Origin of the sequence: Celeribacter sp. (assembly GCF_048261515.1) — a bacterium.
GTDB lineage: Bacteria > Pseudomonadota > Alphaproteobacteria > Rhodobacterales > Rhodobacteraceae > Celeribacter.
This window is the reverse complement of sequence record NZ_JBLXFZ010000001.1, coordinates 62,709-76,793: the sequence shown is the minus strand read 5'-3', so window position 1 is coordinate 76,793 and position 14,085 is coordinate 62,709. Positions and strand designations below refer to the sequence as shown.

The 14,085-nt window shown below is 61.2% G+C and carries 15 protein-coding genes; 7 read left to right on the top strand and 8 right to left on the bottom strand.

Annotated elements, in window-relative coordinates; all coding sequences use genetic code 11:
• Positions 1 to 50: 50 nt before the first annotated feature.
• The gene (locus tag ACN0SC_RS00355; RefSeq protein ID WP_417247679.1) at positions 51 to 383 is read right to left on the bottom strand and encodes a TraR/DksA family transcriptional regulator; all 333 of its coding nucleotides are present in this window, start codon (positions 381 to 383) and stop codon (positions 51 to 53) included.
• Between the two features lie 99 nt (positions 384 to 482).
• Here ACN0SC_RS00355 and cysE point away from each other — a divergent pair, with 99 nt between their 5' ends.
• On the top strand, positions 483 to 1,304 hold the full coding sequence (gene cysE, locus ACN0SC_RS00350) for a serine O-acetyltransferase (protein ID WP_417247678.1): 822 nt from the start codon (positions 483 to 485) through the stop codon (positions 1,302 to 1,304).
• A 102-nt stretch (positions 1,305 to 1,406) separates the two neighbouring features.
• Here cysE and ACN0SC_RS00345 read toward each other — a convergent pair whose 3' ends face one another.
• From ACN0SC_RS00345 to ACN0SC_RS00320, 6 genes are all read right to left on the bottom strand, one after another.
• The gene (locus ACN0SC_RS00345) at positions 1,407 to 2,717 is read right to left on the bottom strand and encodes a pyruvate dehydrogenase complex dihydrolipoamide acetyltransferase (RefSeq protein ID WP_417247677.1); all 1,311 of its coding nucleotides are present in this window, start codon (positions 2,715 to 2,717) and stop codon (positions 1,407 to 1,409) included.
• 10 nt (positions 2,718 to 2,727) lie between these two features.
• On the bottom strand, positions 2,728 to 4,101 hold the full coding sequence (locus tag ACN0SC_RS00340) for a pyruvate dehydrogenase complex E1 component subunit beta (RefSeq protein ID WP_417247676.1): 1,374 nt from the start codon (positions 4,099 to 4,101) through the stop codon (positions 2,728 to 2,730).
• Positions 4,102 to 4,122: 21 nt separating this feature from the next.
• Positions 4,123 to 5,124: a pyruvate dehydrogenase (acetyl-transferring) E1 component subunit alpha gene (gene pdhA, locus ACN0SC_RS00335; protein ID WP_417247675.1), complete on the bottom strand. Its 1,002-nt coding sequence runs from the start codon at positions 5,122 to 5,124 to the stop codon at positions 4,123 to 4,125.
• 214 nt (positions 5,125 to 5,338) lie between these two features.
• Positions 5,339 to 5,641, bottom strand: a complete 303-nt coding sequence (locus tag ACN0SC_RS00330) for an FtsB family cell division protein (protein WP_417247674.1) — start codon at positions 5,639 to 5,641, stop codon at positions 5,339 to 5,341.
• Between the two features lie 229 nt (positions 5,642 to 5,870).
• Positions 5,871 to 6,764: a fructose bisphosphate aldolase gene (locus ACN0SC_RS00325; protein ID WP_417247673.1), complete on the bottom strand. Its 894-nt coding sequence runs from the start codon at positions 6,762 to 6,764 to the stop codon at positions 5,871 to 5,873.
• A 296-nt stretch (positions 6,765 to 7,060) separates the two neighbouring features.
• Positions 7,061 to 8,236 (bottom strand): phosphoglycerate kinase, encoded by a 1,176-nt coding sequence (locus ACN0SC_RS00320; protein WP_417247672.1) that lies wholly within the window; start codon positions 8,234 to 8,236, stop codon positions 7,061 to 7,063.
• Between the two features lie 141 nt (positions 8,237 to 8,377).
• Here ACN0SC_RS00320 and ACN0SC_RS00315 point away from each other — a divergent pair, with 141 nt between their 5' ends.
• The 3 genes from ACN0SC_RS00315 (at position 8,378) to ACN0SC_RS00305 (ending at position 10,333) form a co-directional block, all read left to right on the top strand.
• A complete protein-coding gene (locus ACN0SC_RS00315; protein ID WP_417247671.1) occupies positions 8,378 to 8,887 on the top strand; it encodes a peptidylprolyl isomerase in 510 nt (169 codons plus the stop codon).
• Positions 8,877 to 9,437, top strand: a complete 561-nt coding sequence (locus ACN0SC_RS00310; RefSeq protein WP_417247670.1) for a peptidylprolyl isomerase — start codon at positions 8,877 to 8,879, stop codon at positions 9,435 to 9,437. Before ACN0SC_RS00315 ends, ACN0SC_RS00310 begins: the two co-directional genes overlap by 11 nt.
• A 92-nt stretch (positions 9,438 to 9,529) precedes the next feature.
• A complete protein-coding gene (locus tag ACN0SC_RS00305) occupies positions 9,530 to 10,333 on the top strand; it encodes a purine-nucleoside phosphorylase (RefSeq protein ID WP_417247669.1) in 804 nt (267 codons plus the stop codon).
• An 80-nt stretch (positions 10,334 to 10,413) separates the two neighbouring features.
• Here the strand turns inward: ACN0SC_RS00305 and tyrS are convergent, their stop codons facing one another.
• Complete coding sequence (gene tyrS / locus ACN0SC_RS00300; RefSeq protein WP_417247668.1) at positions 10,414 to 11,667, bottom strand: tyrosine--tRNA ligase; 1,254 nt, start codon at positions 11,665 to 11,667, stop codon at positions 10,414 to 10,416.
• Positions 11,668 to 11,739: 72 nt separating this feature from the next.
• Between tyrS and ACN0SC_RS00295 the strand changes: the two genes are divergently transcribed.
• The 3 genes from ACN0SC_RS00295 (at position 11,740) to ACN0SC_RS00285 (ending at position 14,068) form a co-directional block, all read left to right on the top strand.
• Entirely contained in the window at positions 11,740 to 12,852 is a 1,113-nt protein-coding gene (locus tag ACN0SC_RS00295; protein ID WP_417247667.1) for an anhydro-N-acetylmuramic acid kinase, read from the top strand.
• 187 nt (positions 12,853 to 13,039) lie between these two features.
• Positions 13,040 to 13,327 (top strand): hypothetical protein, encoded by a 288-nt coding sequence (locus tag ACN0SC_RS00290; RefSeq protein WP_417247666.1) that lies wholly within the window; start codon positions 13,040 to 13,042, stop codon positions 13,325 to 13,327.
• A gap of 99 nt (positions 13,328 to 13,426) precedes the next feature.
• Positions 13,427 to 14,068 carry a hypothetical protein gene (locus ACN0SC_RS00285; RefSeq protein WP_417247665.1) on the top strand — a complete coding sequence of 214 codons (642 nt, stop codon included), beginning with the start codon at positions 13,427 to 13,429 and terminating at the stop codon, positions 14,066 to 14,068.
• Positions 14,069 to 14,085: the final 17 nt, after the last annotated feature.

The window sequence follows — 14,085 nt, the reverse complement described above, 5'->3', positions numbered from 1 at the left end:
GCGTCAAAACTAGGTATCAAAGCCGCAGGCGACCCCATAGCTGTGCCCGCTCACCCGCGGGCGCAGCCGATGCACTTGGGCGCGGCGGGGTCGCTCTCCAGACGGGCCGCTGCGATCTCCTCGCCGCAGTCCACGCAATAGCCGTATTCGCCCGCCTCCAGCCGCTCCAGCGCCGCCAGTAGCCGCTGCCGCTCTATCGCGCGGCCGCGTTCCTGTGCTTGCGCCATGGCCTGCGATTGCAGGGCGTCCATGCGGCTCAAGCGTCCCACAGATTGCTGATCAAGCGTGACCGTCTGCGTCCCCGACTTGCCGCGCGTGTCGGCCCGATCGAGCGCTTCCAGCCGCGCCATCAACAGCGCCCGTGTGTCCTCATTGCGCATCATTCCCGCTCCGAATATCTGATGTCACAGACTTGCGTTTTGGGAAACCAGCCTATCTATAGTAGAACCCTGCGCAAAGGGAATTTCGCCAAAGGACACACAATGGCCAAAACCAATCCACGCATTTCGCAGGTTGATCCTGTCTGGTCCCGTATCGTGACGGAGGCTCACGCCGCCGTTGCCGACGAGCCGCTTCTGGGTGGGATGGTGCATGGCTGTATCCTTCATCACGACTCGCTGGCGGGGGCTTTGGCCTATCGCATTGCGCAGAAACTGGCCTCGCCCGAGATGACCGAACAGCTCATCCGTGAGATCGCGGACAGGGCCTATCGGGAGTCGCCCGAACTGGTCGATGCCGCGCGTGCCGACCTTGCCGCCGTGTTCGAGCGCGACCCCGCGTGCCACGAATACATCCAGCCGCTGCTCTACTTCAAAGGCTTCCACGCCATTCAGGCGCACCGCGTTTCGCACTGGCTTTACAAGCAGGGGCGCAAGCACCTGTCCTATTACATTCAGATGCGTGTCTCGGAGCTGTTCTCCATCGACATCCACCCTGCCTGTCGCATCGGGAAAGGGATTTTCCTCGACCATGCCCACAGCCTCGTCTTTGGCGAGACGGCGGTGATTGGCGACAATTGCTCGATCCTCCACGATGTGACGCTCGGCGGCACGGGGAAGGAAGAGGAGGACCGTCATCCGAAGATCGGCAATGGCGTGTTAATCGGGGCAGGGGCCAAGGTGCTCGGCAATATCACCATCGGTTGCTGCTCGCGCGTGGCGGCGGGCTCGGTCGTGCTGTCGGATGTGCCGCCCGCAACCACCGTTGCGGGTGTGCCCGCGAAGGTCGTGGGCGAGGCGGGATGTTCGCAGCCGTCCGTGTCGATGAACCAGTTGATTGGTGCACGCAGCGGTAAGGATGAATAACCCCGCGCGATCCTGCGATTTGTAGAATTTGGACAAAAAGACGCCCCGCAAGTTGGACTTGCGGGGCGTTTTCATTCGATGAGTGCAAGTTTTTCGCGGCGCTTAGGCCAGCATTGCAACCGGATTTTCGAGGTTCTCCACGATGGCCTTGAGCAGGTTTGCACCCACGGCTCCGTCGATCACGCGGTGATCCACGGACATGGTCATCGACATCACTGTGGCCACTTTCAACTCGCCGTCCTCACCCACAACAGGCGTCGGTTTGCCTGCGCCAACGGCGAGGATACCTGCGTGCGGCGGGTTCACGATGGCGTCGAAATTGTCGATGCCGAACATGCCGAGGTTGGAGATTGCGAAGGTGCCGCCCTGATACTCATGCGGTGCGAGTTTGCGCTCGCGGGCACGGGAGGCGAGATCTTTCATCTCCTTGGAGAGAGCCGAGAGCGACTTCATATCCGCGTCTTGCAACACGGGGGTGAAGAGACCGCCTTCGATGGCCACGGCAACCGCGACATCGGAAGGTTTGAGTTGCAGCACACGGTCGCCCGCCCAGACCGCATTGGCCTCGGGAACTTCTTGCAGCGCGTTGGCCACGGCCTTGATGATGAAGTCGTTGACCGAGAGTTTCACACCCTTGGCTTCCAGCTGCTTGTTGAGCTGGCTGCGGAACTTCAAAAGCGCGTCGAGGTTCACATCGCGGCGCAGGTAGAAGTGCGGGATGGTCTGCTTGGCCTCGGAAAGACGTGCGGCAATGGTCTTGCGCATTCCGTCGAGTTTGACCTCGGTGTAGTCGCGGCCTTCGTACATCTTGGCCACCGCATCGGCGGAGGGGCCAGAGGGGGCGGCGGCTGCGGCAGGGGCTGCTGCTGCGGGGGCTGCGTCGGACTTCGGCGCGGCCTTGGCGTTTTCCACGTCGGCTTTGACGATACGACCCTTGGGACCGGAGCCCTTGATCGTGGTGAGATCAACGCCGTTTTGCGCGGCGATGCGACGGGCCAGCGGGGAGGCGAAGATGCGCTCGCCATCCTTCACAGGTGCGGCAGGGGCAGGGGCCACGGCGCCCGATGCAGCGGGAGCCGCCTCGGGTTTGGTTTGTGCCTCTTTGGGAGCCTCGGCCTCGGCAGCGGGGGCAGATGCGCCCGCCGCGTCGTCAATGGCGGAGGCGTCTTCGCCCTCTTCGAGCAGCACGGCGATCGGGTCGTTGACCTTCACACCTTCGGTGCCGTCAGCCACGAGGATCTTGCCGATCACACCTTCGTCCACGGCTTCGAATTCCATCGTTGCCTTGTCGGTCTCGATCTCGGCGATGATGTCGCCAGAGGCCACGGTGTCGCCTTCCTTGACCAGCCATTTGGCCAGCGTGCCTTCCTCCATTGTCGGAGAAAGAGCGGGCATAAGTAGTTGAATAGCCATGATTTTCTCCTTAGCGGTAGGTGACTTCTTTACAGGCGGCGACCACTTCGTCGGTGGTGATCAGCGCGTGCTTTTCGAGGTTGGCTGCGTAGGGCATGGGCACATCCTTGCCCGTGCAGTTGATCACCGGCGCGTCGAGATAGTCGAAGGCGCGTTGCATGATCGTGGCCGAGAGATGGTTGCCGATGGAGGCCACGGGCCAACCCTCTTCGACCGTCACGCAGCGGTTGGTTTTCATCACCGACGCCAGCACCGTGTCGTAGTCGATGGGGCGCAGGGTGCGTAGGTCGATGACTTCCGCGGAGATGCCCTCTTCGGCCAGCTTGTCGGCGGCTTCCAAGGCGTAGGTCATGCCGATGCCGAAGGAAACGATGGTCACGTCCGAACCTTCGCGCCAGATGCGGGCCTTCCCGAAAGGAATGGTGAAATCATCAAGAACGGGCACGTCGAAGGACTTGCCGTAGAGGATTTCGTTTTCGAGGAAGATCACGGGGTTGTTGTCGCGGATCGCGGACTTCATCAGGCCCTTCGCGTCAGCGGCGGAGTAGGGCATGACGACCTTGAGACCAGGCACCTGTGCATACCATGCGGCGTAGTCCTGAGAGTGCTGCGCGCCCACGCGGGCGGCGGCACCGTTGGGGCCACGGAAGACCATCGGTGCGCCCATCTGGCCGCCCGACATATAGAGGGTCTTGGCGGCGGAGTTGATGATCTGGTCCATCGCCTGCATGGCGAAGTTGAAGGTCATGAACTCGACGATGGGGCGCAGACCTGCAAAGGCGGCACCCGTTGCGATACCGGCAAAGCCGTGCTCGGTGATCGGCGTGTCGATGATACGTTTCGCGCCGAACTCGTCGAGAAGTCCCTGCGACACTTTGTAGGCGCCCTGATACTCGGCGACTTCCTCGCCCATGAGCAGAACGGCCTCGTCGCGGCGCATTTCTTCGGCCATGGCGTCGCGGATCGCTTCGCGCACGGTCTGTTGCTTCATCTCGGTGCCCTCGGGGTAGTCGGGGGCGACATTGGCCACGGGCACGGGAGCGGCGGGCGCAGAAGGCGCAGGCGCGGGCGTGTCGGCAGCAGGCGCGGGATCGGCTGCGGCGGCAGGTGCGGCGGAAGCTTCGAGATTGTCGGTGCTCTCGCCTTCCTCGACGAAGATGGCGATCGGCGTGTTGACCTTCACCTCTTCGGTACCTTCGGCCACGAGCAACTTGCCCACAACGCCTTCGTCGACTGCTTCGAATTCCATCGTCGCCTTGTCGGTTTCAATTTCCGCAATGATGTCGCCAGCGGAGACAGTGTCGCCCTCTTGGACGAGCCACTTCGCGAGCGTGCCTTCCTCCATCGTGGGAGAGAGGGCGGGCATGAGAATTTCGGTTGCCATGTCTAAATCTCCTCCGATGGATCAGGCGTAAATGTCGGTCCAGAGCTCGTCGAGTGCGGGCTCAGGGCTTTCCTTGGCGAATTCGGCGGAGGCGTTGACGACCTCCTTGATCTCTTTGTCGATGGCTTTGAGATCTTCCTCGGAGGCATGTTTGCCTGTGAGGAGCATGGAGCGGACGCCCTCGATGGGGTCGCGCTCTTCGCGCATCTTCTGGACCTCTTCGCGGGTGCGGTATTTCGCAGGGTCCGACATGGAGTGGCCACGGTAGCGGTAGGTTTTGATTTCGAGAATGTAGGGGCCTTTGCCCGCGCGGCAGTGCGCAACGGCTTTCTCGCCCGCTTCCTTCACCGCCAGAACGTTCATCCCGTCGACTTCTTCGCCTGCGATGCCATAGGCCGCGCCGCGTGCGAAGTAGGAGGGGGATTTGGTGGAGCGTTGGGTCGAGGTGCCCATAGCGTATTGGTTGTTCTCGATCACGAAGACAACGGGAAGCTCCCAGAGCTGTGCCATGTTGTAGGTCTCGTAGACCTGACCTTGGTTGGCCGCACCGTCACCGAAGTAGGTGAAGGTCACGTTATCGTTGCCGTTATACTTGTCGGCAAAGGCCAGACCCGCACCGAGCGGCACCTGTGCGCCGACAATGCCGTGGCCGCCGTAGAAATGCTTCTCTTTCGAGAACATGTGCATCGAGCCGCCCTTACCTTTGGAGTAGCCGCCTTCGCGGCCCGTCAGCTCGGCCATCACGCCCTTGGGGTCCATGCCGCAGGCGAGCATGTGCCCGTGGTCGCGGTAGGAGGTGATGCGTTTGTCACCTTCCTTGGCAACGGCTTCGAGACCGACCACAACGGCTTCCTGACCGATGTAAAGGTGGCAGAAGCCGCCGATCAGACCCATGCCGTAAAGCTGGCCCGCCTTCTCTTCAAAACGGCGGATCAGGAGCATGTCCTTGTAATAGGCGAGCAGCTCGTCTTTCGACACATTCGCTTTGCTCGCCGCGGATGCGGTGGTTTTCTTGGCTGCCATACGGCCTCCTCCTCCAAAGTCGCGGCTGATAGTTTAATGTTAAACTATAGTCTAAACACTTTGTCGTTCGATTGCACGGAGAAATTCCGTTGCGTTCTGCGATGCTGCTATGCGCGTAGGGAATATCTGGAAGGCACGAGCCGCCCGTCACCACGCTATAAGCGGGCAGGGCGGTGTGGCAAGGTTTTGATGGATCGGCGCGCGCGGCGCCTTCCTAGCGGATCACGATTTCATCAGCGCGCAGATATCCCAGCACGTCGCGAGCCTGTTCGTCGAGCAGGTCGAGGTCGAGGTAGCCGTCGGAGAGGCGCATGGTCTTGTTGCGCATTTCGGAGACTTCCTGTTCGAGCTGCGCGGAGACCTGCTGCAACTCGGTCAGTTCGGCTTCGATCTGGATACGGCGAAACAGGCCGAATTCGCCCTGAACGGACGCAAAAATGAAGTAACCGCCGACCGTGGCGGCCACGGCGGTGTAAACAAGAATAGCAATGGAGGGGCGCTTACGGCCTGCCGCCATGATAGGTGTCCTGTATGAAACCACCCGCCACGTTTTCGCGGTCGGGGAGGTGTTGTCTCTGCCTCGCGGGTCGCCTCTATCGGGCTACTCCGCCTGCGAATCATGTCACATCTGATTCGCCTTGTGAATCCCCTTTCGCACGCATGAGCGAGAAAAAGCGAAAGGGCGCGTATGGCGCCCTTTCTCACGAGATTCAATCCGTTAAAAAACCGAGACGGTGCGGTGAGCGTCAGCCCGCCACGGAGGCCGCATGGATGCTGTCCACCGCCGCACCTAGAGTGGCGTTGAATTCCGCATCCGTCTGCTTCGCGTTCAGCCCTTCGGACAGGGCGCGGGAGAAGGAGGCGATCATGCCCGTCTGGCGCGAGAGGATGTCGTTGGCCTCGTCACGGCTGTAGCCGCCCGAGAGCGCCACGACCTTGAGCACACGCGGATGATCGACCAGCGGTTTGTAGAAGTTGTCCACGGAGGGCAGGGAGAGTTTCAGCATCACCTGCTTGTCCTCTGGCATGGCGTCGAGGTGCGCCAGAATCTCGTCGCGCAGAATCGCTTCGGCCTCGGCCTTGTCGGCGATGGAGATGGTCACTTCGGGTTCCAGAATCGGCATCAGACCCGCCGCGATCACCTGATCGCCCACGGCGAACTGCTGATCCACGATGGCCTTGATCCCTTTGGCATTGGCCGCATGGATGACCGAGCGTTCCTTGGTGCCGAAGATGCCGAGCTTGGCCGCGCGTGCCAGCAGGGCGTCGAGACCCGGCATGGGTTTCATCAGTTGCACGCCATCGGCCTCGGCCTCCAGCCCCTTGTCGATCTTGAGGAAGGGCACGACGCCATTCTCTTCCCACAGGTAGTGGGATGTCGGCTTGCCACCCACTTCGCGATCCATGGTCATCTCGAAGAGGATGGCGCCCAGAACCTTGTCGCCCGTGAAGGCGGGGGATTGCATGATCCGCGAGCGCATCTCGTGGATACGATCGAACATCTCGGCCTCGCCGTTATAGTCGCTCTCCTCTACGCCGTAGAGTTTCAGCGCCTTCGGGGTCGAGCCGCCCGATTGGTCGAGTGCTGCGATAAAACCTTGGCCGTCACTGATCTTGGCGGTCATTTCCTGCATAGACATTAAGGGTCCTCTCCTTGTCGCGCGCGCCCGTCGGGGCGGAGTCGTGGAAGGGGGTAACGTGCTGCGTGCCGCAACTCAATTATGGTAGCGCTCACGTTTGAAATGGTAGCGCTCACGGTCCCCATGCAGGTCCGACAGTAGCGCCGTTCGGAGGAAAATGACTTGATCTGAGGCAAGGTGTGGCGCGATTTGGCAGGGCGGGTGCGATCCGGCTGCACGCTTCGCTGCCACGAAAACGCCCGCCGACGCGAGAGGCGCGGGCGGGCGTAGAGATCTTGGCGATGTGGAAGGGGGGGTTAGCCCAGAGCCGCCACACCAGGAAGGGTCTTGCCCTCCATCCATTCGAGGAAAGCGCCACCTGCGGTGGAGATATAGGTGAAGTCGTCGGCTGCGCCCGATTTGTTGAGCGCGGCCACGGTGTCACCGCCGCCCGCTACGGAAATCAGATCGCCCGCTTTGGTCATCTCGGCGGCCTGTTTGGAGGCAGCGTTGGTTGCGGCGTCAAAAGGTTCGATCTCGAAGGCACCAAGCGGCCCGTTCCAGATCAGCGTCTTGGCGGTGGCGAAGACCTCGGCCACACGTGCAACCGATTTGGGGCCTGCGTCGAGGATCATCGCGTCCGAGGGCACGGCATCGACGCCGACCACTTCGTTATCAGCGCCCGCTTGGAACTCGCGTGCGACAACCGCATCCACGGGCAGAACGATCTCGCATCCCGCTTCGTCGGCCTTCTTGAGAATGTCGCGTGCGGTTTCGGCCAGATCGTGCTCGCACAGCGATTTGCCCACGTCGAGCCCTTCAGCGGCGAGGAAGGTGTTGGCCATACCGCCGCCGATTACGAGGTAATCCACCTTGCGCACGAGATTGCCCAGAAGGTCGAGTTTCGTGGAAACCTTTGCGCCACCGACCACGGCCACAACGGGGCGGCTGGGGGTGGCGAGGGCTTTTTCAAGCGCGGTCAGCTCGGCTTCCATCAGGCGACCTGCGCAGGCGGGCAGGAGATGCGCGACGCCCTCAGTCGAGGCATGTGCGCGGTGCGCCGCCGAGAAGGCGTCGTTGCAAAAGACATCGCCGAGCGAGGCGAGGAATTGCGCCATTTTGGGATCGTTGTCGGTTTCCATGGGCGTGAAGCGGGTGTTCTCCACCAGAACCACGGTGCCTTGATCCAATGCGTCGATCTCGTCGCGCGAGGGTTTTTCGATGAAGGTCACGTCGCGGCCCAGCACTTCCTTGAGCGCGGGCAGCACATGGCGCAGCGACATTTCAGGGACGGGCTGGCCCTTGGGGCGTCCGAAGTGGGCCAGAAGAACGGGCGTGCCGCCAGCGGCGATGATATCGTCCACGGTCGGTTTGATCCGCTCGATACGGGTCGCATCGGTTACGCGGCCCCCCTCCATCGGCACGTTGATGTCCACACGTGTGAGCACCACTTTGCCGTTCAAGTCCATCTCGTCGAGGGTTTTCCAAGCCATGGGAAGCGTCCTTTGCGTCTGATCTGGCAGTCGGTTGGCACTTGTTTGCGCCAGCGGGCGACGGAGGTCAACCGCGAGGCCTTTCCCTTGGCACGAAGCCGCACTAGAGTGCGCGGCGAAACGAGACATCTGGAGGCACATATGGCCGATTATAAAGACCCCGAAAACACCATCCTGATCGAACTTGAACATGGTCAGGTCGTCATTGAGCTTATGCCCGACATCGCGCCGCAGCATTGCGCGCGGATGAAGGAACTCGCACGCTCGGGCGCCTATGACGGCGTGGTGTTCCACCGCGTGATCGACGGCTTCATGGCGCAGACGGGCGATGTGAAATTCGGCAACCAGAATAAAGACTTTGAACTGCGCCGTGCAGGCACGGGCGCGTCCGAGCTTCCCAACCTTCCCGCCGAGTTCTCGGGCATCCCGCATGATCGCGGCACCATCGGTGCGGCGCGTGCGCAGGACCCCAATTCCGCCAACTCGCAGTTCTTCATCAACTTCACCGACAACCACTTCCTCAACCGTCAATACACGGTTTATGGCCGCGTGATTTCGGGCATGGATGCGGTGGACAAGATCACCCGTGGCGAGCCCGCGCCCTATCCCGATGCTATGATCTCCGTGAAGGTGGCCGCCGATGTTGCGTAAAACGGTTGCACTGATCGCCGCGCTGGCCGCTGGTCCCGCCTTTGCTACGGGCCTCGATATCGAGGTTTCGGGTGAGGCCAATGGCACGATCCACATTGATCTGGCCGAGGATCTCGCACCCAACCACGTTGAGCAGATCACCAAGCTCGCTTCTGAGGGTGCCTATGATGGCGTGGTATTCCACCGCGTGATCGAGGGCTTCATGGCGCAGACGGGCGACGTGGAGTTTGGCAAGATGGGGGCCGAGGGCTTCTCCATGCAGAAGGCGGGCCGTGGCGGGTCGCAATATGACGACCTTGCCGCCGAGTTCTCTGATGCCTCTTTCGACGCGGGTGTCGTGGGCATGGCACGCAGCCAGAACCCCAATTCCGCCAACTCGCAGTTCTTCATCATGTTCGCTCCCGCACCGCACCTCAACGGGCAATACACCGTTGTCGGGCGCGTGACCGAGGGCATGGATGTGGTCAACGCGATCAAGCGCGGCGACGGGCCGAATGGTGCCGTGATCGGCGAGCCTGACGTGATGACGAAAGTCACCGTGACCGACTAAGCGCATCGCTTTTATGACATGACGCGGCGCGGGGGCTTGTCTCTCGCGCCGTTTTTCGTCTCCATAGGCCAAAACACAGACAGGACACTCCCATGAGCGAGATCGCCAAAGCCCTCACCACCATCCGCAACGCCGCCCCCGATGCCCGCCCGCGCGTGGGCATGATCCTCGGTTCGGGGCTGGGCAGCCTTGCGGACGCCGTTGAAGGGGTCTCGATCCCTTACGCGGAACTGGCAGGTTTCCCCCATGCGGGCGTGTCGGGGCATACGGCGGCGCTGACCCTTGGCACGTTGGAAGGCGTCGAGGTGGCGGTGCTTGGCGGACGCGAGCATTACTATGAAAACGGGCGGGCGGATGCGATGCGCCTGCCGCTTGAGGTGCTGCGCGAGTTGGGCTGTGACACGCTGCTGATCACCAACGCTTGCGGCTCCTTCCGTGCCGATATTCCTCCGGGGAACCTGATGCTGATCAACGACCACATCAACTATTCGGGCCGCTCACCGCTGATCGGGGAGTCGACGGATGCGCGGTTTGTGAACCTCACCGAAGCCTATGATCCAACCCTGCGCGCGGCCCTTCTGGCGGCGGCCGAGGCGGAGGGTGAGCCGCTGCTCGAAGGGGTCTATGCGTGGTATTCGGGGCCGAATTTCGAGACGCCCGCCGAGATACGGATGCTGAAAATGCTGGGCGCAGATGCGGTCGGCATGTCCACCGTGCCCGAAGTGATCCTCGCGCGGTTTCTGGGCCTGACGGTGGGGGCGGTTTCCGTGGTCACGAATATGGCCGCGGGGCTTGGCAACGAGAATATCAGCCACGAGCATACCAAGGCCTCGGCGCCTGTGGGTGCGGAGAAGCTGGGGCGGATCATCCGCCGCTATCTCGTGGGACTGGAATGAAAAAACGGCGCTGCCTCAGAAGGGCGGCGCCGTTTCTTTTGAGTATTTGGACTGCAATGAAGAGGCAGTCAGCGCGGGGCTTAGTCGGTCAGCGTGACCAGCGCGTGGCGCTTTTTGCCTGCGGAGAGTTTCATCGGCGTGGCGAGCATGTCGGGCGTGACGAGAAGGCCCGCGTCCTTATGCTCGGCGTCGTTCACCTTGGCCCCGTTGTCGGCAAAGAGGCGCTTGGCTTCCTTGCCCGATCCCGACAGACCAGAGCGCACGAAAAGCTGCACGATGGAGATGCCGTCACCGATCTCCGCGCGTGTCAGTGCGAGCGTCGGCAGATCATCGCCCGCGCCGCCCTTTTCAAACACTTCGCGTGCCGTTGCTTCGGCGGCCATGGCGGCGTCCTCGCCGTGGAGCAGCGCCGTGACCTCGTTGGCCAGAATGATCTTGGCCTCGTTGATCTCGGAGCCTTCGAGCGCACCAAGGCGCTCGCATTCGTCCACGGGCAGTTCGGTGTAGAGCTTGAGGAAGCGGCCCGTGTCGGCATCCGTAGTGTTGCGCCAGAACTGCCAGAACTCGTAGGGCGAGAGCATGTCGGCATTGAGCCACATCGCGCCGCCTTGGCTCTTGCCCATCTTCTTGCCATCCGAGGTGGTCAGAAGCGGCGAGGTCAGCCCGTAGATTTCGTGATCCAGCACGCGGCGGGTGAGGTCGATCCCGTTGACGATATTGCCCCATTGATCCGAGCCGCCCATTTGCAGAAGGCAGCCGTAGCGGCGGTTCAGCTCAAGGAAATCATAGGCTTGCAGGATCATGTAGTTGAATTCGAGGAAGGACAGCGACTGCTCGCGATCCAGCCGTGATTTCACGCTTTCAAACGACAGCATGCGGTTGACCGAGAAGTGGCGGCCAATGTCGCGCAGGAATTCGAGATAGTTGAGATTGTCGAGCCACTCGGCGTTGTTGAGCATGAGCGCATCGGTCGGCCCGTCGCCGTAGTCGAGGTATTTGGCAAAGACCTGCTTCATGCCGCTGATGTTGTCGTCGATCTGGTCGGGCGTGAGCAGGGGGCGCTCGTCGGCGCGGAAGGAGGGGTCGCCCACCTTGGTCGTGCCGCCGCCCATGAGGGTGATCGGTTTGTGGCCCGTCTTTTGCAGCCAGCGCAGCATCATGATGTTGAGCAGGTGTCCGACATGGAGCGATTTTGCCGTGGCGTCATAGCCGATATAGGTCGGAACCACCCCTTGCACGAGTGCCTCGTCCAGGCCTTGATAATCGGTGCAATCCGCAAGGAAGCCGCGTTCGATCATCACAGACATGAAGTCCGATTTGGGGTGGTAGGTCATCGCTCTCTTTGTCCTTTCAAAGCGTCCGTCTGGCCTGATATATCTGGGCGAAAGCCAAAGGGAAAGAGTGTGATGGGGCGAGAGCGGGCGGGAGAGCCGATCTGGGTTGCGGGCTGCATGTCGGGGACGTCGATGGATGGGGTCGATGTGGCCTGTCTCAAGACTGACGGGGTTGAGATTTCCGCCTTTGGTGACAGCCATTTTCGCGCCTATGACGCTGACGAACAACGGCTTTTACGCGAGGCTCTGGGGACGTGGGATGCGCCATCGGGCACGGTGGAGCTGATCGAGACCGCCCATGCCGAAGCCTTGTCACGTCTGGAGACGCCCTACGCGTTGATCGGGTTTCATGGCCAGACCTTCAATCACGACCCCGCAAACGGGCGCACCTATCAGGCGGGCGACGGGGCGGTTTTGGCTGAAGTACTGGGGGTTCCCGTGGTGTGGGACTTCCGTTCGGCAGATGTGGAGATGGGCGGGCAGGGCGCGCCGCTGGCCCCATTTTACCATCATGCACTGGCCCGCTATCTCGGTGCGGATGGTCCCGTGGCCTTTCTCAACCTTGGCGGCGTGGGCAACCTCACGTGGGTCGATCCGCGCATTGCGGACCCTGCGGCGGCGGGGGCCTTGGTGGCTTTCGACACGGGGCCAGCAAATGCGCCGATCAACGACCTGATGGCCGCGCGGCGGGGTGAGGTCTGCGACAGGGGTGGTGCGCTGGCGGCAACGGGGGTGCCCGATATGGAGATCGTCACCGCCGCGCTTGATCATGCATATTTCTACAAGATGCCGCCCAAGTCATTGGACCGAAACGAATTTCACGGGGTTCTCGATGGGGTTGGCGCGCTAGGCGATGCCGATGCCGCCGCGACCCTGACCGCTTTTGCCGCCGCCAGCGTGGTGCAGGGGATGGAGCATTGCCCGACGCCGCCGCAAGCGGTCTATGCCTGTGGCGGGGGGCGGCATAATGCGACGCTGATGGCGATGCTGGCAGCGGGGCTGGACTGTCCCGTGGTGTCGGTCGATGAGGTGGGGCTCGATGGCGACATGCTGGAGGCGCAGGCCTTTGCCTATCTCGCGGCACGGGTTCAGGCGGGACTGCCAACCTCTGCGCCAAGCACAACGGGGGTCTCGGCGGCGATTGGCGGCGGGCGGATGTCGCGGCCAGCCACGCGCGAGGCTTAAACCCTTTGCGGCACGGGGGTGGACCTCTTTACCAAGAGTGTGGCGCGTTGTTTGAAGTCTTTAACGACAATAGGGCGGTGAGTTCCAAACCCGCCCCCGCATGGCAATCTTGCATTTCAGTTGCTTTTTTTCCGCTTTTGGGTGAGCGTAAAAGTGCAAAATGCACATTGATGGGGGAGGAAACACAATGGAAGCTCTTATTGCACAACTGGTAGGTGGCGCGCTCGGCGGCGCTGGCGGCAGCAAAGCAGTGCCGTCGGCAAGCATGGGCAAGATCGGTGATCTGGTCGCGGGTGGTATCGGCGGTCTGGCAGGCGGTCAGTTGCTCGGCGGCCTTCTGGGCGGCGGTGGCGCTGCGGCGGCGGCAGGCGGCGTGGATATCGCGTCTTTGGCCAGCAACCTCGTCGGCGGTGGTGTCGCGGGCCTCGTGGTGCAGGTCGTGGCTGGCATGGTCGTGAAGAAACTGCGCGGCTAAGCGCGGCGGTTTCATCGTGAGAAGAGACGGAAAAACCGAGGCGGGAGCCTCGGTTTTTTTGTGGCTGGTTGACTGCGGGAGGCGATCCGCGATTGGGCGATGGATGTAACGCACACTCGCGATTTTAACCCGTTCTTAGCCAAATGGTGTGAACTTCAAAAGCGACCTGTAAGCGATCGGACGCAATTTGGCACGGGCAAGGTTTTGAGCAGTATTTCCAAGTCTTTCCCTCCTGTCCATTGCTCAGGCGTCAATTGCTCTTTTGAGCATTTGGTTCCCCGCAACATTGTTATAGCTGGAGAAGGGCGCGAGGGAGGGGACATAGTTGTCCGCATATCCTTCAAAAGTCATGTGTTCTCAAGTTCCCTGTCGTTTCGAGTCGAAGAGTTCGATTTCAGGGACGAAAACGACCAAAAGAGGTCGTTTTGTCTGACCCGCTACAGGGCATCGTTAACGCTTGCCCAGACATGCGAGGATCTTTTGGTGAACAATGCGCCGACTTGGGAGTCCAGGGACAGAAATCGCAAGAGCAATCTGGCGATAGTTGAGGCGCCGCTCGTGAGTGGCGAGCATTATGCGATTTTCTATTACTTCTTCCCGAGCCGAAAAGATGGCGTTGATGTCGAAATGGTTGTGAAGAGCGCCTTTAAAAAATACATCGATTTTTCTCGAATAAAGCGGCGATACAAAATGAAACAACGATTGAAGGAATGCTACTATAAGAACAAAACTGTTCCTTAAAAGCACAAAAGGCTCCG

Excerpts from the sequence above, each read along its gene's own strand:
- cysE (WP_417247678.1), top strand. The coding sequence starts at position 483 with ATGGCCAAAACCAATCCACGCATTTCGCAGGTTGATCCTGTCTGGTCC.
- ACN0SC_RS00305 (WP_417247669.1), top strand. The coding sequence starts at position 9,530 with ATGAGCGAGATCGCCAAAGCCCTCACCACCATCCGCAACGCCGCCCCC.
- ACN0SC_RS00310 (WP_417247670.1), top strand. The coding sequence starts at position 8,877 with ATGTTGCGTAAAACGGTTGCACTGATCGCCGCGCTGGCCGCTGGTCCC.
- pdhA (WP_417247675.1), bottom strand. The coding sequence starts at position 5,124 with ATGGCAGCCAAGAAAACCACCGCATCCGCGGCGAGCAAAGCGAATGTG.
- ACN0SC_RS00290 (WP_417247666.1), top strand. The coding sequence starts at position 13,040 with ATGGAAGCTCTTATTGCACAACTGGTAGGTGGCGCGCTCGGCGGCGCT.
- ACN0SC_RS00320 (WP_417247672.1), bottom strand. The coding sequence starts at position 8,236 with ATGGCTTGGAAAACCCTCGACGAGATGGACTTGAACGGCAAAGTGGTG.
- ACN0SC_RS00285 (WP_417247665.1), top strand. The coding sequence starts at position 13,427 with ATGGATGTAACGCACACTCGCGATTTTAACCCGTTCTTAGCCAAATGG.
- ACN0SC_RS00330 (WP_417247674.1), bottom strand. The coding sequence starts at position 5,641 with ATGGCGGCAGGCCGTAAGCGCCCCTCCATTGCTATTCTTGTTTACACC.
- ACN0SC_RS00315 (WP_417247671.1), top strand. The coding sequence starts at position 8,378 with ATGGCCGATTATAAAGACCCCGAAAACACCATCCTGATCGAACTTGAA.
- ACN0SC_RS00295 (WP_417247667.1), top strand. The coding sequence starts at position 11,740 with ATGGGGCGAGAGCGGGCGGGAGAGCCGATCTGGGTTGCGGGCTGCATG.
- tyrS (WP_417247668.1), bottom strand. The coding sequence starts at position 11,667 with ATGACCTACCACCCCAAATCGGACTTCATGTCTGTGATGATCGAACGC.
- ACN0SC_RS00340 (WP_417247676.1), bottom strand. The coding sequence starts at position 4,101 with ATGGCAACCGAAATTCTCATGCCCGCCCTCTCTCCCACGATGGAGGAA.
- ACN0SC_RS00345 (WP_417247677.1), bottom strand. The coding sequence starts at position 2,717 with ATGGCTATTCAACTACTTATGCCCGCTCTTTCTCCGACAATGGAGGAA.
- ACN0SC_RS00325 (WP_417247673.1), bottom strand. The coding sequence starts at position 6,764 with ATGTCTATGCAGGAAATGACCGCCAAGATCAGTGACGGCCAAGGTTTT.
- ACN0SC_RS00355 (WP_417247679.1), bottom strand. The coding sequence starts at position 383 with ATGATGCGCAATGAGGACACACGGGCGCTGTTGATGGCGCGGCTGGAA.